Genomic DNA, 23898 nt, shown 5'->3' on the forward strand with positions numbered 1-23898 from the left:
ACGATTTGAGACGATTCATCAAAAGTTATCTGGCAGTTGAAAGGCAGCCAGTTTCAATAGGGAGGCAGTTTTATTGAAAAGAAATATGGATGTTCCATGGAGTTATTCTGGGGAGAATGGTCCTGAGTATTGGCACACATTGTGTGACTGGTATGCTGAAGGAGCGAAGTTTCCATTGCAATCGCCCATTGCGCTTTACCATGACGATACAGAGGAACCTGTCGATGAGGATTTAAGCTTCCATTACCATCGGGAACGCTTTACTGAAAAAGAATTTAAAAATACGATTCATTTTGTTCCATACAATAAAGAAAGTTACGTGACCTTTCAAGGCATCAATTACTACCTAACGGATATTCATTTTCATATGCCTTCTGAGCATATCATCGATGATGAGCAGCAAGAACTTGAATTTCATTTGGTACATATGAATGAACAAGGAGAAAACTTAGTCGTCGGTATTTTGTTCCGGTTAACAGATAAATTAAACTGGATCTGTAATCAGCAAGATGATAGTATTTGGGATTTCAAAAACCATACCCAATGGTTTGACCCATCGATGTTTTTACCGGAAATGACCCACCATTTTCACTATGTAGGTTCTTTGACAACTCCTCCAACTAAAGGTCCAATCAACTGGTTTGTATTTGACTGGGTAGGCGAGATGAGTCGTCGCTTTATTCTGGAATTTCGTGAAGAAGTTTTGGAAAACAATAATCGTCCATTGCAGGATCGAAAAGACCGACCAATCTACTTTTACTGATGGTCTAGCGAACGAAAGGAAGGCTACGAAATGGATCAGTTTCAAGAGTACCTAACAAAAGAATTGTCAGAGGCACAGCGAAAAGTCCTGGAGCCATTATTTGAACATATATTAACTGAATTCCCGGATTTGCAGACCCGAATTGCTTGGAACCAGCCGATGTTTACGGATCATGGAACCTTCATCTTGGGGATTAGCAGTTCGAAGAAACATTTCTCAGTCTCGCCAGAAGTGAAAACGATGGCCTTGTTCAATACCCGCATTGAAGCAAGTGGCTATTCACAAACAAAAAACATTTTTCGTATTTTATGGGATCAGCCGGTTGACGAAAAGCTGATCTTCGACATTATCCGTTTTAATATGGAAGACAAAGCGGATTGTCAAACCTTTTGGCGCTAGATAGTCGTTCTGAAAATAAATTTTAATGGCCAACAAAAAAGACGATTTATTCGTCTTTTTTTTTGGTTTAAATCCGGGATCATCAGACAATAGCGACCGAATTATGCTAAAATAGTGGAAAATACACGAAAATCCTTTTAAAAATACCAACTATTGTGAACAAAAGCACAATCGAATCTTTTTTAGGAAAAAGAGCAGAGGCCGTTAAGCTTTTTTCTTTTAGTTGTTTTATAGTGTGAGAAAGGAGACTTCTATGCATGCATGGGAAGCCATACAGAAAACATTGGACCATATTGAAGCAAATTTAGCTGAGACAATCGAAATTGATGAGTTAGCCAAAGTTGCTGCTTTGTCGCCGTTTTATTATCAGCGTTTATTCACGCGATTAGTCAAATCCTCAGTCAGAGAGTATATCAAGTTACGCCGTTTGGCTGTAGCAGCCACCTATTTACAAGAACAGCAACGGCGAATCATTGATGTTGCGCTGGAGGTTGGATTCAATAATCCTATTTCTTTTTCGCGATCGTTTAAAGAAGTTTATGGCATTTCACCTTCACACTATCAGAAACAGTTGCTCCCATTACAAAATTTCGATAAACCAGATTTATCCCTGAGCCATATTGTGGTAGAGGAAGGGGAACCGTTGATCAGTGAAGGGGTCGTCTTAGCAATACAGCAGAAAACAATGGATCAGCCGCGGGTTTTCAATGGTATCGTTGGTTATTATCCTTTCAAGTACGGCAAAATGCTAGGAGAAAGAACCGGCGTAGATCCAGTTGAAAAGATTTGGCAAGACTTTTTTCACGCTTGCGCCAATCATCCATTTTTGCGAGCAGAGACGCTCATTGGTGTTTCCTATCCAGGAGAGGCACCAGCAGGTCATTCCAGTTATTTTGTCGGGGCAGAATCTGTCACTGGAAGATATGAGAAAGACCTGAGCCATCTGACAAGCTGGACATTACCGGCCCGTGACTATGTTGTTTGCAGCTTTGAGACGACTAAAGCACAAATGATCGTCGGGATGGGTAAGGCAATGAGGTATACTCGTTTTTGGCTAAAAAAACACGGTTTGATAGCGGATGGCTTTTTTCCTGAGCTTTATCGACAATCGCAAGCGGAGATCATGATTGTCGAATTATGGATTCCTTTTAAAACAAGAGAAAATTTTCAAGGAGGAAAAACAAATGATGAATTATGAAGAGGGCCTGACATTACTGGAAGAAAAGTTTGGTAACGACAAAGACAATTTGATCTCTTTAGCAACGATTGCGCGCAATTGCGGTGAAAATGGGCTGCCTCGTCCTATGGTGCGGGATGTCGATGCTTATTATGAGAATGGTGTCTTTTATGTATCGACCCATGAAAGCTCCAACAAAATCCAGCAAATCAAAGAAAATCCCGAAGTTTCTATCGCAGTCTGTGGCGAATGGTTTACCGCTAATGGCTTCGGAGAAAATCTAGGATGGGTCTTGGACCCAAAAAATGCGGAATTGAGAAAGAAAATTCGCAAGGCGTTTGTTTGGTACGATGAAGTTAATGATGAAGCGGATCAAGGCTGTTGTTTTCTTGCCATTCGGTTAACGAAAGGGACATTGAATATCAATCACTGGGAAAAGCTCTATCATTTTGATTTTGAAAATAAGCGCATGATTGATCAAAATGATACTTTTTAACCACCAACAATGCATCGATTCCATTGATCAGTCATCTGGACTAGCGTTGTTTCGATGAAATGGCTTGGCTGATGTGTCCGAGAGCTTCTTAGCGATTCCAAGTATTTTTCCATAAAAAATGAGCCGCTTACGGATTTGTTCTATCCACCCATTCTCAGCGATTGACGAGAAGGCTGTGTGTTAGAGACATGTAAGCGGGTCATTTTTTTGTTCTTCGCCCATTTTTTTGGAAAATCAGCAAAAGAACAGCGTTAGTTTTGTTTTAAATCCAAAATTGTTTCCTCAGGCGTTACATAATAAGTCGTCTGGTTCTCATAAATCACAAAGCCTGGTTTTGCACCATTTGGTTTGCGAATATGTTTGACTTGTACCAAATCCACAGGTACTTGTGCGGAGTGGCGGTATTTCGAGAAGTAGGCAGCTAATTCTGCGGCTTCCAAGATTGTTTCTTCGCTAGGTGAATCCGACCGAATGATCACATGAGACCCGGGGATATTTTTCGTATGGAGCCAATAATCTGTTTTACGTGCCGTTTTTAATGTTAACTGATCATTTTGCAGATTGTTTTTGCCTACCAGAATCTCCGTTCCATCAGAAGAGAGAAAACGTTCCGGTTGCGAGGGCGTTTGTTTTTTCCGTTGTTTCGTTCGATTTTTGACATATCCTTGGGCAGCAAGTTCTTCGCGAATCGTCAAAAGATCTTTCGGTGCGGCAATTTCCAACTGTGCTTCAACTGATTCCAAATAGGCGATCTCATCTTTTGTTTCAGCAATTTGCTGATGAATCAGTTTGACAGCATTTTTCAGCTTTTGATAACGCTGGAAATATTTTTGCGCGTTCTGGTTGGGTGTCAAGGCCGGATCTAAGGCAATTTTTATTGGTTTGTTCTCATCATAGTAATTGGCTAATTCCACTTCGCCTGCACCGCGAGGGACTTGCGCCATGAAAGTCGTTAAAAGCTCGCCTTTTTGACGGAATTCTTCCGCATTCTCAGATTCTCGCAAAGTTTGCTGTCTTTTTTCTAGCTTGTGCTTGTTTCGCTTCAGCTCATTGTCGATTTTTTTCAGTAATTCACTGCCTTGCTGTTTTACTCGGTCACGGTCAGCTTTTTCATGATAAAACGCATCAAGCAATTCGCTTAGACTCTGGTAAGTTTCCTGCCAGTCCGCTTGTTCCATCAGTGAATGAAAGGGGACCGGAGTAAAGAATTCTTTGTTCCCGGATTTTAAGTAGGTAGGAACAGGATCCGCTAGCTCGGCAAAAAATTCTTCCCAAACGGTTACTTTTTCATTTGGCCGTTCTTTCAGACGAGATACCAGCTCATCTGCCGTATCCCTGCCAAATCCTTGAAAAGTCTGCTGCAAGACTTTGGGCGACAATTCTTCTAGACGAGACAGCATTTCAAAGACTTTTGTTTGATTGAGTGTATACGGATCAACAGTGTCTTGTTTTGGCGGAGCAACATAAAGGGACCCTGGCAGCAAGGTACGATACGTATTTTGCGAATGGCCAATGTGCTTGATCGTATCAACGATTTTACCGGTTGCCCGATTCATTAAGAGAATCGTGCTGTGTCTGCCCATCAATTCAACGATCAAAACAAAGTTCTGTAAATCGCCTAATTCGTCACGACGAGTAAAATGGAAATGAACGACTCGATCATTCGCAACTTGTTCAATCGTTTCCAGGATTGCGCCTTCTAAATACTTCCGTAACATCATCAAAAATGTTGGAGGTGTTTCTGGGTTGGTATAGGTAGCTTGTGTACATTGAATCCGAGCATAGCTCGGATGGGCAGATAGCAATAATTTGTGATTTTTCCCTTGAGAACGGATCACGAAGATCACTTCGTTCTCATAAGGCTGGTGAATTTTATTCACTCGACCATTGACGAGTTCATTTTGTAATTCCTGAACCATCAAGTGGGTAAAGATGCCATCGAAGGACATTTGTTTCCCTCATTTCTGTTTTATCAAACTTTTTTCTCATTCAATTTTTGAGGTTAAGTCATTTGACCGATAAAGGTAAGTAAAATTAACGAATCCAGATTGAATCGAGTAGTTCTATTATAACGAAAAGAAACCAGAAAGACCAATCCTGATCCAAGCAGGACATACCCCATCAGATTTAGGATATATTGAAGCATTCACTAAGAGTCCGTTTTATTGTTTTGTGCATCCTTTAGGGCTTTTTCAATCTCCATATTCAAGAAATAGGAAATGACTGTTCGAATGACTACGACTACTGCTAATCGGACGATATCGGCAAATGTCGGATGGATGATGGTCTCAATGATATCTGCAGCAATCAAGATCTCCAAACCAAGCAAAACATAACTGCCGAGAAAATTTCGAATAAAATTGTTTTCTCTGGCCGCACTCATACGGTCTTTCGCTTTTATTTCAAAACGAATAAAATCAAAACCAGCTTTTACAACTCCCCACACAAGCACTAAAATTGAAAGCAGATTCAGACAAACGACGATTAAATCTAAAATGGGGATTGCATTATCCATTAAAAGTTCAGCAAGATCAGCCATGACTAACTCCTTTGGTTTTTTCTCTATCTTATCGAATTTTACTTAATATGGGAAGTTATATGGGAAGTTTCTTGACGCTCCCAAGACATCTTGCTAGTATAAAGATAAGGTTGATGGCAGATGAAAAGGGCGGGGTTTAGGATGGAGCGATTCGAGAATTTTTTTCAGTTGGTAAAAGAGAAGATGCGAGAAAGCTGGGAAGCTTTTGTCCAAAGTGTCTACCAAAATCAGCGTAAGACCATGTATTATTTAGGTACGGGTATTCTACTTGCTGTGCTATTTGCTGTAGTGATTATTACTTCTCAAACGAGGATCAAAACATCGCTGATCCACAAGATGGCTTTTGAAGAATTGCCTTCTGATAAGATCGAACCATTAGAATATGCAGAAGCAGATCAGACGATTCGTGACACAAAAGCCATTTCTGTGATGTTTAGTAAACCGAATGGCGAAGAGTTGGCAGAAGTGTTTCAATTGTTTAATGATAAAGAGAGTGAAATGAATCGATCCGTGTACTATTATCCGATCGTATATGATACACAGTCTTTTTTAGATACTTACGGTGTAAAAGCAAATGAAATCACCTTTGTTTTCTTTGAAAACGGACAAGAGAAAAATCGGTTTACTTATCAATCACTTAAAGATCCTGCAGAAGAATTTATTCCTGAATTGAATCGGTTACCAATGTGGAATATTCGCAAATTAGCAGAGTAAGAAAAAATCTGACAATTTGAATAAAAGTTATTGACGTTCTTTTATCAATACGCTAAACTAAGTTAAACAAATGGAAAAAGGAGGAGCTAATATGAGACTATTTTACGCATTGCAATCAAATTCATGGCAAAACTGGCGTAGATAGTTGTATTGGTGGTCCTCAATCCATAGATACAACTTTTTAGAGAACCTTCTAAAGTGCTGTATCTATGCTGGTAAATGAATCTTTCACCGCATAGAACGATTAGTCTATGCGGTTTTTGCTTGAAGCAACTGCCGGATTGTCGGCAGTTGCTTTTTTTAGTTCTCAAGTATAAACAAAAAAATGAGAAAGAAGCGAGGAGAGTTAAAAATGAAAAACAAAGGATTAATTGCTGCAGTTATTGTTATTTTTGGATTTTTATTGGCGGCTTTTGGGTACCAAATGGGAGCAAAACAAACAGGAGAATCCGCTGAACAACCTACGGATCAAACAGCAAAAAAAGAACACAAAACGGTGGGTATTCTGCAATTTGTCAGTCATGAAGCGCTCGACGAAATCACTCGAGGCGTCAAAGAAGGGTTAAAACAATCGGGTTATACCGAAGGGGATAATTTAACAATCGAATTTCAAAATGGCCAAGCGGATCAAAGTAAATTAGCGACCATGAGTCAGCAATTGCTGAACAAAGGCGCTGATGTATTAGTAGGGATAGCAACACCTGCTGCTCAAGCATTGGCTAATACTACTAAGGATGTGCCAATCGTTTTAGGCGCAGTGACCGATCCGGTTGGGGCCAATCTAGTAGCTGATATGGATAAACCTGGAGGAAATATCACTGGAGTATCAGATAAAACACCAGTAGCTGCTCAGTTTGAATTAGCCCAAGAATTGATGCCAGAGGCAAAATCAGTTGGTATCTTATATTCTTCAACAGAGGATAACTCCAAGTATCAAGCAGCAGAAGCAGAAGCGGCCGCAGAAAAATATGGATTGACGTCAAAAAAATATGCAGTTCCTTCAAGCAATGAAATTGCTCAGACGGTACAGGTGATGGCAGAAACCGTCGATTTCATTTTTATCCCATTAGATAATACGATTGCCAATGCGATGCAGACCGTTGTCGGAGAAGCAAACAAAACGAAAACACCAATCATCACCTCAGCAGAAACCATGGTGCAACAAGGTGGCTTGGCGACTGTAGGTCAAAATCAGTTTAGCTTAGGTGTCCAATCAGGTAAAATGGCAGCTGCGATCTTAAAAGGGGAATCTGATCCAGCAACAACCCCCATCTATACTTTTAAAGATGGCGATACGGTCATTAATGAAAAGCAAGCTGAATTTCTTGGCATCACTATTCCAGAAGCACTCAAAGAAAAAGCCAGACTCATTTCTGACGAAGCGATCGAAACAACATCAAGCACAGACTAACCATTGAAACAGCTACTCTTAAAAGGGTTATAGCAATGCTAACTAACGTTTCATAAAGAAACAAGAAAAAAATCTATTGCTTTTAAGGAGTATGTGTCCTGACAGAAACTTCTTGTTGTCAGGACAGGGGTTTGGAAGACAGATAGAAAAACAAGTAACGAGGAGGAAAAAAAATGATCGTTTCAGCGATTGGGCAAGGATTCCTTTGGGGGATTCTTGGGTTAGGTATTTTTATGACGTATCGAATTTTAAATTTTCCAGATATGACTACTGAGGGCTCTTTTCCTCTTGGCGGCGCGGTCTGTGTGACTGCTATCACGCAAGGTGTCTCACCGATAGTAGCTACTCTTTTAGGGGTAGGTGCGGGGATGTGTGCCGGATTAGTAACTGGTCTTTTATATACGAAAGGCAAGATCCCAGTAATTCTAGCTGGAATCCTTGTGATGTCGGGACTAAATTCAGTGATGCTGTTTGTGATGCGCTCGCCAAATCTTTCTCTATTGAATCAACCAAAAATCCAAGATTTCTTCACGAAGCTAAATTTGCCTAATTACTTTGATACTGTGTTGATCGGATTAGTGATGGTATTAGTGATCGGGGCTATCTTGCTATTCTTTTTCCATACCAATCTTGGGCAAGCCTATATTGCCACAGGAGACAACGAGCATATGGCTAAATCACTAGGGATCAACACAGACACTATGAAGATCATTGGCTTAGTTGTTTCCAATGGAGTGATTGCATTATCTGGGGCATTGATCGCCCAAAATGATGGTTACGCAGATGTTAGTAAAGGAATCGGGGTCATTGTAATAGGGTTAGCATCGATTATCATCGGTGAAGTATTATTTGGCGAACTAACATTATTGGAGCGGCTCGTAGCGATTGTTGTGGGCAGTATCATTTATCAGCTGTTGATCCTATTTGTGATCAGAGCTGGCTTTGATACTACTTACTTAAAAATCTTTTCGGCGATGGTCTTGACGCTTTGTCTGTTGATCCCGCAATTCAAAAATGCACTGCACTTGCGGACGGGTTTCGAAAAGGAGGATGAATGATGTTAACGATCAATAAAGCAACCAAAATCATTGGCAATGGTCCTCATGAAAAGAAGACGCTCTTACAGAAAGTAGATTTAAAACTGCAACCAGGGGAATTTGTGACTGTAGTCGGCGGCAATGGTGCTGGAAAAAGTACATTGTTTAATTGTATATCCGGTTCACTGCCACTTACTAGTGGTCAGATCTTGATCGATGACCAAGATGTCACGCAGTTGTCAGAAGAAAAAAGAGCTGCTTACTTGTCAAGAGTCTTTCAAGACCCTAAAATGGGCACTGCGCCGCGAATGACCGTCGCTGAAAATCTATTGTTGGCGCAACGTCGTGGACAGAAAAGGAATTTGCATTTGCGCCAATTACAAGCACAAAAAGATGTTTATTATCAATTATGTCAAGAAGTGGGCAACGGGCTCGAACAACATTTGGATACACCAACAGGAAATTTATCTGGTGGGCAACGCCAAGCATTGAGTCTCTTGATGGCAACGATCCAGACCCCAAAATTGCTGCTTTTAGACGAGCATACTGCGGCATTGGATCCGAAAACGTCTAAACAGTTGATGCAAATCACTGCAGATCGAGTGGAACAACAACAGTTGACTTGCTTGATGATCACTCATCGCATGGAAGATGCTCTAAAATATGGCAACCGATTGATCTTGCTTCGTAAAGGGCAGATCGTGAAAGATTTATCCGCAGCAGAAAAAGCGCAGCTTCGTTTGCAAGATCTATTACTATTCTTTGAAGACGACCTTTAGAAAACCGAATCTACCAGTGAAAATCGCAGAAAAAAATAAATGAAAACCAGTGAAATGAAAAAAATAAGAAAAAATCATTGACAACTTTCAAAGTTCAACCTATACTTAGGACAATCTTACATCAGTTTGGAGCGAACAATCATGAAACAATTGCAAGCGAACCCCTCACAACTGAATAAATATTACTTTAGCTATTTTAGATAGGTTTGTATTCATGAAAGACATGGGTACAAACACTCGTTTGTATCTATGATGGCTAAGGCATTTCGTAATGACTTTAAAGCCACGTAGATCGTAAAATCTATAGTGGCTATTTTTTATATTCACATATCAGCTGATATGTAATGTTTGAAGGTGTTCACTGTAGATTCTATCAATTTACAGTGGACATCTTTTTTTGTTGAAAGGAATGAATAGGATGAACCAATTAATCACTGGACACACCCGTTTAGCAGCGTTGTTTGCGAAACCTGCCAAACACAGCATCTCGCCAGCCATGCATAATCTTTCTTTTGAAGATCAAAAAGTGGATGCTGTCTATCTAGCTTTTGATGTTGAACCAGAAAGTTTAGCAGCAAGTATCCAAAGTATTCGTCAGCTTGATTTGTTAGGAGTCAATTTATCGATGCCGCACAAAATGGCAGCTGTTCCTTTAGTCGATGAATTATCTCCTGCCGCAGAACTGATTGGTGCTATCAATACAATCGTCAACCACAAAGGTCATTTGATCGGTCACAATACGGATGGGATTGGATTTATGCGAGCGCTAGGAGACATCGAAGTCTCGATTATTGGCGGTACCATGACAGTTATCGGCGCTGGTGGTGCTGCTACAGCAATTATTAGTCAAGCTGCCTTAGATGGGGTAGAAACCATTCATGTTTTTAATCGAAACGATGAATTTTATCCAGTGATTGAAAGCAAGCTGCAACAAATCGCGGCGGCTACTACCTGCAACATCACACTTGGTGATCTAGATGATCAGCAAGCATTGGGTCTGGCGATCAAAGAGAGCCAATTGCTAGTAAATGCGACTGGTGTTGGAATGAAGCCGCAGGAAGATGCCAGCCCATTAAAAGACCGCGGAATGTTACGAGAATCGTTGGCAGTTTATGACGTGATCTATAATCCGCGAGAAACACGGCTGTTGCGTGAAGCAAAAGCCGCGGGAGCAAAAACAGCCAATGGGTTAAGTATGTTGCTTTACCAAGGCGCGGCGGCTTTTGAGCTATGGACTGATAAAAAAATGCCGATTGAGAAAGTTAAAACACTGATTGAAAAAATGTAAAAAAACTAATAACTATGAAGGTAGGAAGAAAAAATGATCGTAATTATGAAACCAAATGCCACGGCAGAACAAGTAGAAGTTGTTGTGAAACGAATCAAAAAAGAAGGATTAGATGTACAGGTCAATCAAGGGAAGGAACAAATCGTCATTGGACTTAAAGGAGATACGCGTCTGATCCAAGATGTCGCTTTTCGCAGCTACGATGGTGTAGAAGACGCAATTCGTATTTCCAATACGTATAAATTGACTTCGCGGGAATTTCATCCGCAGGACACGGTAGTTGATGTTGATGGTGTCAAAATCGGAGATGGACATTTCGTAACAATGGCTGGCCCATGTTCGATCGAAGGATTAGAACAAATCCGTGAATGTGCACGGATCGCCAAAGCTGGCGGTGCTCAAATCTTACGAGGAGGTGCTTTCAAACCTCGGACCTCTCCTTACGCTTTCCAAGGTCTGGAAGAAGAAGGGCTGAAATACATCCGTCAAGCTGCCGATGAAACAGGGATGAAAGTCATCACTGAAGTAATGGACGAAGGACATATCGATATGGTTGCGGAATACAGCGATATTTTGCAAATCGGTGCTCGTAACATGCAGAATTTCAAACTATTAGCGGCTGTCGGTAAAACAGGAAAACCTATTGGATTAAAGCGGGGAATCTCAGGAACAATTGATGAATGGTTGAATGCTGCAGAATACATTGCTGTTCAAGATAAAAGTGAAGTGATCTTCATTGAGCGGGGAATTCGAACATACGAAACAGCAACGCGGAATACATTCGACCTTAGTGCTGTACCGATCATCAAAAAGTTGAGTCATTTCCCAATTATCGTTGATCCTAGTCATGGGACGGGTATCTGGGATCTAGTTCCGCCAATGGCTAGAGCTGGGGTTGCTGCGGGCGCAGACGGCATGATCGTTGAGATCCATCCAGATCCGGCAAATGCTTGGTCTGATGGTCCTCAATCATTGAACGAAAAAACCTACATGAATATGATGAATGAAGTCCATATCATGGAAAAAGCGATGAAAGAAATCAAAGCACTGCAAAAATAATCGTCGTTTTTCAGCTGAGAGTGACAGCTATTTCAGAAGAAATCAAGTCATTGTGAAGTCTAAAAAAAGGAGTGTACCATTTGATGTTACACATAAATTTAGCAGAACATTCGTATGATATTGTCATTCAACGAGGTGCCTTTCAAGAAGTAGGGAAATGGGTCAAAGGACTTTGGCAACCTCAAAGGATCGCAGTTATTACGGATAGTAACGTTTCCCCAATCTATGGACAAGTCATTATTGATGCGCTTACTCATGAAGGATTTGCAGCAAAATTACTTGTTGTTCCAGCGGGAGAAAAGAGCAAGTCTCTTGAGCAAGCGACGATTCTTTATGATCGTTTAGCAGAACTTGGGCTGACCCGAAGCGATGGAATAATTGCGCTGGGCGGCGGAGTAATCGGAGATTTAGCAGGTTTCGTGGCTTCGACCTATATGCGAGGAATCCATTTTCTTCAGATTCCCACGACTTTATTGGCGCAAGTAGATTCTAGTATTGGCGGCAAAACAGCTGTCAATACTGGAAATGCTAAAAATTTGGTTGGAACCTTTGCCCAACCCGCTGGTGTTTTGATCGATCCAGAACTCTTACGATCATTACCACTTTATCGCGTACAAGAAGGAATTGCAGAGATCATTAAGTCGGCAGCAATCGCTGATGACCAGTTATGGCAAAAACTAGCCGAATTGCAAGATGAGACGGCATTATTGGACCATGCAGAACAAGTGATCACCGCGGCTTTAACGGTCAAACGAAAAGTTGTCGAGGAAGACCCTTTCGATCATGGCAGTCGCTTGATGTTGAATTTCGGCCATACCATCGGACATGGGCTAGAAAAAACAGCAGCGTTTGAAATCAGCCATGGTGCAGGAGTAGCAATCGGCATGGTGATGATCACCCAACACGCGGAGTCCATAGGATTATCTCCAAAAGGAACTACGGCCCAATTAATAGAAATGATCAGCAAGTTTCATTTGCCTACTCAGTCAGAATCGGTTGACAAAGATCAGTTGTATCAAGCGATCACTCATGATAAAAAGACCCGAGGAAACCAATTGAAGATTATTTTGTTAGAAAAAATCGGTCAAGCGAAGATCGTTACGATCCCTACAGAAGAAATCAAAAATTATTTATAAAAAAGAGAGGAAGCGGCGGATGATGCGTTATATTACAGCAGGTGAATCCCACGGACCTGAATTGACCGCAATTATTGAAGGTTTACCAGCGGGATTACCCTTAACAGCAGCAGATATCAATCACGAACTAGCGAGAAGACAAACGGGTTATGGCCGCGGCGGTCGCATGCTGATTGAAAAAGACCAAGTCCGTATTACTTCCGGCATCCGACATGGAAAAACATTAGGGTCGCCTGTGACATTGGTTGTGGAAAATAAAGACTGGAAAAATTGGACGAAAGTGATGGCAATCGAGGAAGTTCCTGAAAAAGATCGGAAATTACGACGAGTGGCTCGGCCTAGACCAGGACATGCAGACTTGGTCGGAGGCATGAAATACCGTCATCAGGATTTGCGAAACGTCTTAGAGCGTTCCTCTGCGCGGGAAACAACGATGCGAGTGGCCATTGGTGCAATTGCCAAAAAAATCTTAAAGGAATTAGGGATTGAAGTGGCTGGCCATGTGACAATGCTTGGCGGCATCAAAGCAGCTATTCCTGATGGTTTGACTGTTCAAGAAATTGCCGAGCGCTCCGAAGCATCTGAAGTTCGGGTGTTGGACCCTTCTGTCGAAGAAGAAATCAAGCAATTGATCGACCAAACCAAGAGAAATGGGGATACGATTGGTGGCGTCGTAGAAGTTCTAATCGGGGGTGTCCCCGCTGGTCTAGGCAGCTATGTGCAGTGGGATAAAAAATTGGATGCCAAAATTGCGCAGGCCGTGGTTAGTATCAATGCATTTAAAGGTGTTGAATTTGGTGTCGGATTTGAAGCAGGAGTCTTACCCGGTTCGCAAGTGATGGATGAAATCCTCTGGGATCAGCAAAAAGGATACACGCGTCGCAGCAATAATTTGGGCGGATTTGAAGGAGGAATGACAAATGGAGAACCGATTGTCGTTCGTGGAGTGATGAAGCCCATTCCAACATTATACAAACCGTTGCAAAGCGTTGATATCGATAGCAAAGAGCCCTACAAAGCAAGTGTTGAACGTTCAGATAGTACGGCAGTTCCTGCAGCCAGTGTGGTTTGTGAAAATGTCGTTGCTACAGTAGTAGCCAATGAAATACTCGAAAAATTTCCGAGTGACTCCTTTGAAGAATTACAAAAAGCTGTCCAAGAATACCGTGACTACTTGCTTCATTACTAAAATTCATTACTAAAAGTAGTGGAGTTTATCCCACTACTAAAAAAATATCTTGAGAAAAAGGAAACGAGGGACATTCCAATGTCACAAAAAATCATGATCGCTGGTCTAGGATTGATCGGTGCTTCGTTGGCAAAATGCATCAAAAAAGCTGTTGCTGACAGCTATCTGATTGGTTGGGATCATTGTGAATCGACCAACGAAATTGCCATACAGTCACAGATTGTTGACTTCGTGCCAGCTTCATTTACTGAAGGAGCGATCCAATCAGATATCATCATTTTGGCACTTCCAGTGGAGATCACGAAAGCTTATTTGGCTGAATTGGGAAGAGTAACTTTAAAGTCAAATGTCTTAGTAACGGATACTGGTAGTACAAAAGCAGAGATTGTTCAATTTGCGCAGCAATTCTCCTTTGATTTTATTGGCGGTCATCCTATGGCTGGCTCTCATAAATCGGGTATTTTAGCAGCAGATGAGAATTTATTCGAAAATGCCTACTACATTTTCACCCCGACTACTAGCAACCGCATGAATGAACTGCAGCGATTGTTTCAAGGGACCAGAGCAAAATACGTCGAATTGGCACCAAACGAGCATGATCAAATCACTGGAATGCTAAGTCATTTACCTCATATTATTGCTTCCGGGTTAGTCAATCAGGCGAATACGTTTAATCAATCACAGCCTAGGGCTCAGCAACTAGCCGCAGGAGGGTTTCGGGACATCACTCGCATTGCTTCTTCCGATCCCCGCATGTGGACGGATATTTTATTAAGTAATCGACAGGAGCTTTTGCAGCTAATCGCAACCTGGCAAAAACAAATGGAGCAAGTATCACAGTGGTTGCTGACTAAAGATGAAAAAGCAATATTCCGTTTTTTTGAAGATGCTAAAGAAACAAGAGACCATTTACCTATCCACCAAACTGGAGCAATTCCAGCGTTCTATGATCTATTGATCGATGTTCCGGATCATCCGGGTGTGGTAGCAGAGGTCACCCAGCTGTTAAGCACAGGCAATCTCTCATTGATCAATTTAAAAATTTTAGAGACGCGTGAAGATATACTTGGTGTCTTGCAGATTTCTTTCAAAAGTCAAAAAGAGCTGCAGCAAGCCCAGCAGCTGATCACTGAAAATACGACCTATCAATGTCGGATAAAATAGGAGAACAATGATGAAACTACTTAAAGCTAACCACCTAAGAGGCACACTGACAGTCCCTTCAGATAAATCTATTTCTCACCGCAGCATCATGTTTGGTGCATTAGCAGAAGGGACGACGACGGTTCGTAATTTTTTAAGAGGGGAAGATTGTCTTAGTACCCTTCACGCTTTTCAAGAATTGGGAATCCCCATTCAAGATGACGGCGAGACGATCACGATCACTGGTCAAGGGTTTGGCGGTTTGAAAGCTGCTGACCGTCCGATTGATGTAGGAAATTCAGGCACAACGATTCGTTTAATGATGGGTATTTTAGCCGGGCAACCTTTCACGACTACTTTACTGGGGGATGATTCGTTGAATCAGCGACCAATGAATCGAGTGATGTTGCCATTGAATCAAATGGGTGCGAGACTTAACGGCAGCAATGAAAGTGAGTTTCCACCGATTACTATTCAAGGTACACGCGATTTAAGCACAATCGATTATTCAATGCCTGTTGCTAGTGCACAGGTCAAATCAGCGTTACTTTTTGCCGCATTGCAAGCACAGGGTACCTCCCGAATCGTCGAGAAAGAACCGAGCCGCAACCATACGGAAGAAATGATTCGTCAATTTGGCGGCGAGATCACGGTTAAAGGAAAGGAGATTCAAATTACAGGTCCTCAATCCTTTGTTGGACAAGAAGTGATTGTACCAGGTGATATTTCTTCAGCTGCTTTTTTCTTAACCGCAGGAGCTGTTTTACCCAATAGTGAAATCACGCTAGAAAATGTTGGGATTAACCCGACGCGAACAGGAATTTTAGATGTGCTGGAACAAATGGGTGCTCAGATTTCACTGACAGCGATCGATCAGAACAATCAATCAGCTACGATTACTATTCGTTCTTCTGTATTAAAAGGAATCGAAATCCAAGGCGCGATCATTCCTAGACTCATTGATGAATTACCAATCATCGCTTTGTTAGCTACACAAGCTGTCGGCCAAACGGTGATTCGTGATGCTGAAGAATTGAAAGTCAAAGAGACGAACCGAATCGATGCGACCGCAGAAGAATTAACGAAACTGGGAGCAGATATCACGGCAACGGAAGATGGACTGATTATTAATGGTCCGACACCCCTTCATGGTGGTAACGTGTCCAGTCGCGGCGATCATCGAATTGGTATGATGCTGCAAGTAGCTGCTTTATTGACGCAAGAAGATGTGGAATTAGAACAGGCGGAAGCAGTAGCGGTCTCCTACCCCCACTTCTTTGAGGATCTCCGCCAATTAACTGGAGGTGATGTTGAATGAAAGGAATCGTTTTGATCGGTTTTATGGGTGCTGGTAAAACAACTATTGGTCGCTTGTTAGCAGAACGATTACAGTTGGCACATGTTGATTTTGACGATCTGATCGTTGAATCGATCGGCATGACGATCCAAGACTATTTTGATCGTTACGGGGAAGCCGCTTTTCGAGAAAAAGAAACGGAGATTTTGACTCATTCATTAACACTTGATCAAGTGATCTCTACTGGTGGCGGCATCATCCTAAAAGAAGAAAATCGACAACTATTGCAGCAGTTTCCGAAAGTCGTCTATTTAAAAACGGAGCCAGAAGAATTGCTCAATCGGTTGAAAAAGGATACGGTCAATATTCGTCCGCTTGTCGTTTCGAAATCGCCGGCAGAAATCATTGATATTTATCGTCCAAGAATGCCACTATACGAAGAAAGTGCGACAGTAGTGATCGATACCACCCGCAAATCTCCAGCAGAGATCGTGACTGAAATCATTCAAAAAGCAGGTGAATAAATGAAGATTGGTTATCTAGGCCCAAAAAACTCCTTCACTTATCGAGCCGCCTGTGAATCTTTTTTAAATGAAGAAATGGTTCCTTTTGGATCGATCCCATTATGTATTCAAGCATTAGTAGCAGGGGACATCCAACGAGCGGTAGTCCCCAATGAAAATTCATTAGAGGGTTCGGTTCATGCAACAATCGATACACTTTTCCGACAAAAGGAACTGATCATTGAACAAGAAGTGATTTTGCCTATCAACCATCAGCTACTGACCATTCAGTCAGGACAGCCGATTTCCAAAATCATTTCTCATCCACAGGCTTTGGCCCAATGTGCGGAGTTTTTGCAACATAACTTTACAGATGTTCCTATTGAAGCGGTGGCATCGACGACTGCTGCTGCCGTCTTTGTCGCAGAGCATCCAGCGGAGCCGGTAGCAGCCATTGCTTCCAAAGAAGCAGCCCATGCTTATGGTCTATTCATTCAGGAAAAAAATATCCAGGATACGACTAGCAACCAAACTCGTTTTTGGATCTTGCAAAAAGACACAAACGAATCGAGCGTTTTCCATGATAAGGCAACGAAAGCTACGATCTATGTGACCTTGCCTACCAATCGACCAGGTAGTCTGCATCAGATTTTGGCCGCTTTTGGCTGGCGCGGCATTGACTTGAGCAAAATCGAATCCCGACCATTAAAAACGAGTCTAGGGGAATATTTTTTTGTGATAGATTTAGTGCTAAATCGGCCTTGGGCCTTGGTTGAGAATGCCTTAGAAGAAATCAGGATGTTAAATTGTAATGTCCATCTTCTAGGTTCGTATGCTGTGAAGAAAATAGGTGAAGGAAATGAAAGAGAGGAAAATCAGTCCTTGCGAGGATGCTGATTTATTAGCTAAACTTTATCAAAGTGTTCAAGAGGTCCATCATCAATTGATACCTAACGTTTTCAAATCCTTTGACTACGAGGCATTCCGCGACTTGTTACAGGATTTGCTTGCCACAGAAACGCATCATTTTTTTGTAGCCTGGCAAAAACAACCTTGCGGATTTATTCATCTAAAAGAGATTGAGTTATCGGATACACCGCTGATGGTCTCTCAACGTCGACTTGAGATCGAAGCGTTATCGGTTGAAAATGCGTACCAGAAGCAAGGGGTCGGTGAAGCCTTATTAACCCATGCCGCAGATTTTGCTCGAGAAAAGCAGTTTGCAACCCTCACTCTGAATTTCTGGACCAAAAACCAAGTGGCTGATTTTTACCAACGAAATGGTTTTCAAGTTGAACGTTACAGAGCAAGCAAGATTTTATGAGCCGCTTTTCATCTTTCTATCAAAAAGTTGCTAGGAAAATCTTAAAATTTAAAAAAATAGCTTTCTTTCTTTTTTTCGTAAGGTATTCTTATAAGAAAGAAAAGCTTTTTTTATTTGGAGGATACTGTCCTATGAGTCGAATGGACCGCAACAAAAAATTGCATGAACAATTAGCGAAAGAAGAGCAACGAGCTGCTCATAAAGAAACGATCTTTGCTCGTCGAGAAACAAAATCTGTGAGAAGACCTCAAAAGGAAGAAGAATATTCAGCAGAAAACGATTTTGCACAACAAAGGGAGAACGACCAAACAAGTCAGAAGCGGTCTTCTGGCAATCATTCGTCAAAAAAAACAACCCTTCAGCGGCCGAATCTGTTAACTGGCAAAAAAACCAAGCCAAAATCCTTTGGTAAACAAAAGGATTTCGGCAACAATGGTCAGTCAGTTAACAAGAAGCCAGCGAAACAAGAGCAGAAAGTAAAATCAAAAGAAGCTAAACGTAAGAAACGGCCAATTTTGCGTTTCATCCTGTATGTGCTAGTGTTTGTACTTGCTTACTCGATCGTGGCTTTTGTGGCAGGGCAGCAGGTGGCCAAAAGCGATGCACAAGTCTCAGAGACGGAAACGTTTAATGGTGTAGCATCTGCGAACGGAGCAAAAAATATTTTGCTTTTAGGAAGCGACAGCCGTAAAGGCGAAACTGGTCGTGCAGACACGATCATGGTGCTGCAATTGGATGGCCCTTCAAAGAAACCGAAGCTGCTTTCTTTCATGCGGGATACGCTAGTCACGATTCCGGGATATGGAGAAAACAAGATCAATGCAGCTTATGCATTTGGCGGGGCAGAGTTAGTTCGGCAAACGTTAGCTGAAAATTTCGGAATCCAAACGAATTATTATGTCAAAGTAGACTTTCAATCTTTCGAAAAAGTGATTGACACCCTTTTTCCTAGTGGTGTACCGATCAACGCTGAGAAAGATATGAGTAAAAACCTTGAAGTCCCTATCAAGAAAGGGCAACAGAATATGAACGGTTTAGAATTATTGCAATATGCGCGGTTCCGTATGGATGAAGAAGGCGACTTTGGGCGTGTGCGTCGACAACAACAAGTGATGGATGCTGTGTTTAATGCCATGAAAAATCCTTTATCCATCGTTAAATTGCCATACGCAGCAGGGAAAGTCCTAGGGTATGCTTCTACTAATCTGCCAGTTAGCTTCTTGCTGAGAAACACATTTTCGATTGCCAAAGGCGCAGGGGGCATTGATCGCTTAACTGTTCCTGTCGATGATTCATGGCAGTATGGCTCAACCTATGAAGCAGGAAGTGTGCTGGTCATCAACTTTGATACCAATAAACAAGCCATCGAAAGTTTCTTAAATCAGTAAGTTTAACTGAAAACTTTTTGAAAAGAGTTTTGAAAGCTTACTGGTTTATGCTATATTATTAATGACGTTTGAAATATGTTGAAACGAGGAAAAGAAATGAAATTAGCCGTTGTTACTGACAGTACAGCTTACTTGCCTGAACGCATCCAGGATCACGCTGACTTGTTCGTTATCCCAATACCTGTTATTTTAGATGGAAAAAGCTATAACGAAGGGATCGACATTCAGCCAGATGAATATTACTCTTTGCTGAAAAACAGTAAAGAATTTCCTAAAACTTCTCAACCTGTCCTTGGTGAAGTGATTGCATTATACGAAACCCTTGCCCAGAAAGGTTATGATACGATCTTAAGTATTCACCTTTCTAGCGGCATTTCTGGCTTTATCAATACGTTATATGGTATCAAAGATGATATCAAAGGCGCGCGGGTTATTCCCTATGATTCTAAAATCACCAGCATGCCAATGGGACATATGGTAGAAGCTGCATTGGATCTGAACCAACAAGGCAAAACCATTGAAGAGATCGTGACCCACATCGATCGCATCCGCGATAATACGTATGCTTATTTGATCGTAGATGACTTAAACAATCTTGTGCGAGGTGGACGTTTAACAAATGGTGCTGCATTGATCGGCGGATTATTGAAAATCAAACCGATCTTGACTTTTGACGAAGGAAAAATCGTGCTTTATGAGAAGATTCGTTCCAGTAAAAAAGCTTTTAATCGCGCAGAAGACATTATTGGTCAAAGAGAATCAGAAATCGCTTACCCAGTGAAATTCTATGTGATCCATGCCAATAACTTGTCTGTGGCTTTAGAGGAAAAGGCGAAGCTGCAAAAGAAATACCCTGATGCCGAAATCGAAGTGGGTCATTTTGGTCCTGTGATTGGTTCTCATTTGGGTGAAAAAGCGATTGGGATTGCCATCGCAGCGCAATAATAAAAGTGAGTTATTTATTCCTATGCAATTATTTGATTTTTATAAAAATACCTATGTTACTTAGAAGCTTGTCAAGGGATTCCTTTTGCTAGTTTCTGGTCACATGGGTATTTTTTTTGCTTTAAAAGCATCTTGCTTGTTTATCTGATTCACACTGACTATACTTAATCCAATTACTACTTTAGTAAATTACTAAACAGGAGGATGGAAAATGAAAATACCAGAAAACTTAAAACACAAACCCGTCATCAAAGTTGAAGACTATGATACAGTAGACGGACGCTATGCGCTTCATACGGATGCGAAAGGCTTATCGTTGGGTCTGGCACAATGGAATGATCGAGGTAAAGTAGATATCTCAGGGAAAGTATGGCGGCACACGGGGGAAAAGTGGTCTCGTCAATCAGAAGAACTCCCATTATCACGGATTCTTGACTTAGCGATCCTTGTCGCGCAATCTAGCCTCTATTTTCAAGATGCCTATCGTCATGAAAAGTTTTATGATCCAGAAAACCCACTCATCGATATTATTGGACTGCAAGGAAATCGGATGACAGTAGAAGTTGATACAGACAATCCTAAAATTGATGAGGATATTCTATTGTTCTATGATGCCTTGCAAAAAGATGGTGAATTGATCGGTGAACGTTTTCGAATTTTAAGTCGGTTGTTAAACGAATTGGGCTATTAAGAAAGGAGGAATCTACATGGGGATCAATCGTACCCCTTTTACTTTGACAGAAGGTCGACAGTTCAGCAAGTTAGAACAGCAAATGATTTGGCAAAAACCAGCGAGTCATCAGACAAGTCAAGAAGAACTGCGGATCGCTCAAGAAATCAAGCTAAACTGGCAAGATCCAGAGATGAAGATTTTCAATGTTTTATTGGAAGGAGATGCTGGCTCTGGAAAAACGCAATTAGCCAAAGCTCTCTCCTATGATCTTCAATTGCCTTATACCAAAATCACCTGTTTTGCTGATATGGATAAATCAGATGTTTTTGGTGCATTGTTGCCGATCGTAGCAACAGATCAAGAAGAAGACAGTGAATTGTTAGAAGCGATCTATTTGAGTGATAGCTTAGATCAGGTCATTCAAGTGATTGCGGATCACTATTCGCTCACCAGTGAGGGTGCCCGAGAAAAATTAGCAGACTTGATTCGACGAATTGAAGAAACAGATACGACCGATGTCGTTCATTATAAATTTTATCCTTCGGAAATCGTTCGTGCGATGGAAAAAGGGTATCTATTAGAAATCCAAGAACCAACAGTCATCCGGGATGCCTCGGTACTCGTCGCTCTCAACTCTGCATTGGAGCAAAATGGGATGCTGAATCTGCCAACTGGCGTTGTCAGGCGCCATCCGGATTGTGTCGTCATTATCACAACAAATCGGAACTATCAGGGCAATCGTCCATTGAATGAATCTCTTAGAGATCGGATGCAACATGCGGAAAAAATGGACCTTCCTGAACTATCTGTGATGGTCGCACGGGGACTTGCTAAAACTGGCTTTCAAGATCAAGCGATCGCTAGCAAAATGGCAGAGATTATTCGACTTCTCGATACTTCTGCACGAGCAAATGCCATCAAGGGTGTGGCTGGTATGCGATCTTATTTTTATTGGCTGAATACGGTTAAAAATGGGCAATCACCTTTAAATACGTTAGCGGTCAAAGTCTTATACAAGTTAACGACAGATCCAGACGAATTGCGCCTGCTGCAAGAAGCCCTCGATCAATCAGAATTGCTCTTAGAGCTAAGACGTTTGTATCAAGGACAGAAAATGAGTCATCGACAACCAATACAAGGACGCATCGTATCTGCTGAAGAGGCGGATGCGCGAAATATTGAAGAAGCATCCTTGCAGATGGGGACAGCAGCTAGTACTGAAGAAACAGCAGAAACACTGGAGACACCTGAGGTGCTAGATACACAGGAAACAAACCAAGATGATCAGGAAGCGGTGCCTCAAGACACTATAGATGGAGACTCTTTAGAGAGCCAACATTCGTCTGATGAGGGACACACAAAGAAAGGAAGTGAACAATCTGCTCAAGAACCTTCCAGTCAGCATCTTTCGATCGAAGAATTCAGGCAATTGGATAAAGAAGTAAGAAAACAAGCAAATCAAGAAGCGCGGCAAGCGCTAAAACAATCTATCCATGCGAAAGAAGGATTGATTGTGCATCGGCCAAAACTCCAAGAAAATGCTTCTCAGAAAGCCCAGCAACTTCTAGCACCGTTGTTGCCGGTGGTTGAAACAATAACAAAACAGTTGCTTGAATTATTAGAAAATGAAGCAGCTTCTTCTTATGGCAAAGGAAAATATAGCGGGACACGCTTTGATGCAAGTCGTGTTGCTTATGGCGACTTTCGAACATTTGATAAGAAAAATCCTCCTCATGAACAGCCTTCATTAGTGATCGCTTTACGAATCGATGAATCAGGGTCCATGGTACGGGAGGGACGGATCACCGCTGCACAACAAGCTGCACTCGCAGTGAGTGCGTTTGCACAACGCCTAGATCTTCCGCTGATGATTTATGGCGACACAGCCGATTTGTCTGTACGAGAGAAGACTTCTCTCTATTCTTATAAGGAATTTGCTGAACCTTTTGATTATGTGCCGGCAAAGCTGATGTCTCTTCAACCCCGACAAAACAATCGTGATGGGGCAGTGCTGCGGGTACTAGCTGAAAAACTTTCCCAACAATCTGCTACGACAAAATTACTATTGACGATTAGTGATGGTCAGCCAAAGGCGATGCCAGATTATACGGGCAATAAGGCGAAAGCGGATATTCAAGCAGTCATCGAAGAGTATGAACGCCAGGAAATCATCTTTTTGTCCGCTGCCATCGGACAAGACAAAGACGTCATCAAAGAAATCTATGGCGCGGAAAGATATATCGATATCAGCAATCTTAAAGAATTTCCCAAACAATTACTAACACTGATCAGCCGTTATTTCTAAATTACGATTCATTCGGCTGCTTTTTAAATAACATCCGTCTTGCATAGAAGTGGGAGGCGGATGTTATTTGTTTCTTATAAAAAGAATATGTAAACTAAATTAAACGAACGTTTTCAATTTCTGCTTCGTATGCTAAACTGATCACAAAGGAGGAACAACAATGACTTTGAATTGGCGTTATATCTATCCTTTCTCTACTGCAGGAGCTTATTTCATTCGAAGAAGAACATTGTGGATGAGTTATGGACTATTTACATTTGTGAGTTCGCTCTTATTTTTTTGTGAAAAGTGGACATTCTTTTTTTCGTTGGTATGCTCTTGAACGGCGTTTAA

23 protein-coding genes are annotated in these 23898 nt (G+C 41.6%); 21 read left to right on the plus strand and 2 right to left on the minus strand.

The genetic code is table 11. The features are described 5' to 3' along the window. The first annotated feature begins 85 nt into the window (after positions 1–85). From HED61_RS10835 to HED61_RS10850, 4 genes are all read left to right on the plus strand, one after another. The gene (locus HED61_RS10835) at positions 86–763 is read left to right on the plus strand and encodes a carbonic anhydrase family protein (RefSeq protein ID WP_034704506.1); all 678 of its coding nucleotides are present in this window, start codon (positions 86–88) and stop codon (positions 761–763) included. 30 nt (positions 764–793) lie between these two features. Next, positions 794–1162: an iron chaperone gene (locus HED61_RS10840; protein WP_003126601.1), complete on the plus strand. Its 369-nt coding sequence runs from the start codon at positions 794–796 to the stop codon at positions 1160–1162. A 253-nt stretch (positions 1163–1415) separates the two neighbouring features. Beyond that, complete coding sequence (locus HED61_RS10845; RefSeq protein WP_005473157.1) at positions 1416–2360, plus strand: AraC family transcriptional regulator; 945 nt, start codon at positions 1416–1418, stop codon at positions 2358–2360. Next, positions 2347–2835, plus strand: coding sequence for a pyridoxamine 5'-phosphate oxidase family protein (locus HED61_RS10850; protein WP_138371873.1), 489 nt, complete (start codon positions 2347–2349; stop codon positions 2833–2835). The genes HED61_RS10845 and HED61_RS10850 overlap by 14 nt, the downstream gene beginning before the upstream one ends. Before the next feature lie 251 nt (positions 2836–3086). On the opposite strand, the gene efbA is transcribed toward HED61_RS10850, so the two are convergent. Next, entirely contained in the window at positions 3087–4784 is a 1698-nt protein-coding gene (gene efbA, locus HED61_RS10855) for a fibronectin-binding protein EfbA (RefSeq protein WP_103300876.1), read from the minus strand. A gap of 200 nt (positions 4785–4984) precedes the next feature. Continuing rightward, on the minus strand, positions 4985–5374 hold the full coding sequence (locus HED61_RS10860) for a DUF1622 domain-containing protein (RefSeq protein WP_003126597.1): 390 nt from the start codon (positions 5372–5374) through the stop codon (positions 4985–4987). A gap of 141 nt (positions 5375–5515) precedes the next feature. Between HED61_RS10860 and HED61_RS10865 the strand changes: the two genes are divergently transcribed. The 17 genes from HED61_RS10865 (at position 5516) to HED61_RS10945 (ending at position 23565) form a co-directional block, all read left to right on the plus strand. Then, positions 5516–6088: a hypothetical protein gene (locus HED61_RS10865; protein WP_103300875.1), complete on the plus strand. Its 573-nt coding sequence runs from the start codon at positions 5516–5518 to the stop codon at positions 6086–6088. 352 nt (positions 6089–6440) lie between these two features. Beyond that, positions 6441–7499, plus strand: coding sequence for a tryptophan ABC transporter substrate-binding protein (gene trpX / locus HED61_RS10870; protein WP_219645326.1), 1059 nt, complete (start codon positions 6441–6443; stop codon positions 7497–7499). Between the two features lie 173 nt (positions 7500–7672). Continuing rightward, on the plus strand, positions 7673–8557 hold the full coding sequence (locus tag HED61_RS10875; protein ID WP_219645327.1) for an ABC transporter permease: 885 nt from the start codon (positions 7673–7675) through the stop codon (positions 8555–8557). After that, a complete protein-coding gene (locus tag HED61_RS10880) occupies positions 8557–9315 on the plus strand; it encodes an ABC transporter ATP-binding protein (RefSeq protein WP_103300872.1) in 759 nt (252 codons plus the stop codon). The genes HED61_RS10875 and HED61_RS10880 overlap by 1 nt, the downstream gene beginning before the upstream one ends. Before the next feature lie 418 nt (positions 9316–9733). Beyond that, positions 9734–10603 (plus strand): shikimate dehydrogenase, encoded by an 870-nt coding sequence (aroE, locus tag HED61_RS10885; RefSeq protein WP_113849704.1) that lies wholly within the window; start codon positions 9734–9736, stop codon positions 10601–10603. Positions 10604–10636: 33 nt separating this feature from the next. After that, a complete protein-coding gene (gene aroF / locus HED61_RS10890; protein ID WP_003126590.1) occupies positions 10637–11662 on the plus strand; it encodes a 3-deoxy-7-phosphoheptulonate synthase in 1026 nt (341 codons plus the stop codon). Positions 11663–11745: 83 nt separating this feature from the next. Next, on the plus strand, positions 11746–12798 hold the full coding sequence (gene aroB, locus HED61_RS10895) for a 3-dehydroquinate synthase (protein WP_103300870.1): 1053 nt from the start codon (positions 11746–11748) through the stop codon (positions 12796–12798). A gap of 22 nt (positions 12799–12820) precedes the next feature. After that, positions 12821–13987, plus strand: coding sequence for a chorismate synthase (gene aroC / locus HED61_RS10900; RefSeq protein WP_219645362.1), 1167 nt, complete (start codon positions 12821–12823; stop codon positions 13985–13987). A gap of 78 nt (positions 13988–14065) precedes the next feature. Continuing rightward, positions 14066–15151: a prephenate dehydrogenase gene (locus HED61_RS10905; RefSeq protein WP_003126587.1), complete on the plus strand. Its 1086-nt coding sequence runs from the start codon at positions 14066–14068 to the stop codon at positions 15149–15151. Between the two features lie 10 nt (positions 15152–15161). After that, entirely contained in the window at positions 15162–16448 is a 1287-nt protein-coding gene (gene aroA, locus HED61_RS10910; RefSeq protein WP_219645328.1) for a 3-phosphoshikimate 1-carboxyvinyltransferase, read from the plus strand. Next, the gene (locus tag HED61_RS10915) at positions 16445–16951 is read left to right on the plus strand and encodes a shikimate kinase (RefSeq protein WP_219645329.1); all 507 of its coding nucleotides are present in this window, start codon (positions 16445–16447) and stop codon (positions 16949–16951) included. The genes aroA and HED61_RS10915 overlap by 4 nt, the downstream gene beginning before the upstream one ends. Further along, positions 16952–17827, plus strand: coding sequence for a prephenate dehydratase (gene pheA / locus HED61_RS10920; protein ID WP_219645330.1), 876 nt, complete (start codon positions 16952–16954; stop codon positions 17825–17827). Further along, positions 17790–18254, plus strand: a complete 465-nt coding sequence (locus HED61_RS10925; RefSeq protein ID WP_195957246.1) for a GNAT family N-acetyltransferase — start codon at positions 17790–17792, stop codon at positions 18252–18254. Before pheA ends, HED61_RS10925 begins: the two co-directional genes overlap by 38 nt. Before the next feature lie 131 nt (positions 18255–18385). Next, on the plus strand, positions 18386–19642 hold the full coding sequence (locus HED61_RS10930; RefSeq protein ID WP_219645331.1) for an LCP family protein: 1257 nt from the start codon (positions 18386–18388) through the stop codon (positions 19640–19642). Between the two features lie 96 nt (positions 19643–19738). Next, the gene (locus HED61_RS10935) at positions 19739–20587 is read left to right on the plus strand and encodes a DegV family protein (protein ID WP_005473140.1); all 849 of its coding nucleotides are present in this window, start codon (positions 19739–19741) and stop codon (positions 20585–20587) included. 211 nt (positions 20588–20798) lie between these two features. Beyond that, positions 20799–21278, plus strand: coding sequence for a DUF6530 family protein (locus HED61_RS10940; RefSeq protein ID WP_003126580.1), 480 nt, complete (start codon positions 20799–20801; stop codon positions 21276–21278). Positions 21279–21294: 16 nt separating this feature from the next. After that, positions 21295–23565: an AAA family ATPase gene (locus tag HED61_RS10945; protein ID WP_219645332.1), complete on the plus strand. Its 2271-nt coding sequence runs from the start codon at positions 21295–21297 to the stop codon at positions 23563–23565. Positions 23566–23898 lie beyond the last annotated feature (333 nt).

It is taken from the genome of Enterococcus gallinarum, assembly GCF_021496385.1.
Taxonomy (GTDB): domain Bacteria; phylum Bacillota; class Bacilli; order Lactobacillales; family Enterococcaceae; genus Enterococcus_D; species Enterococcus_D gallinarum.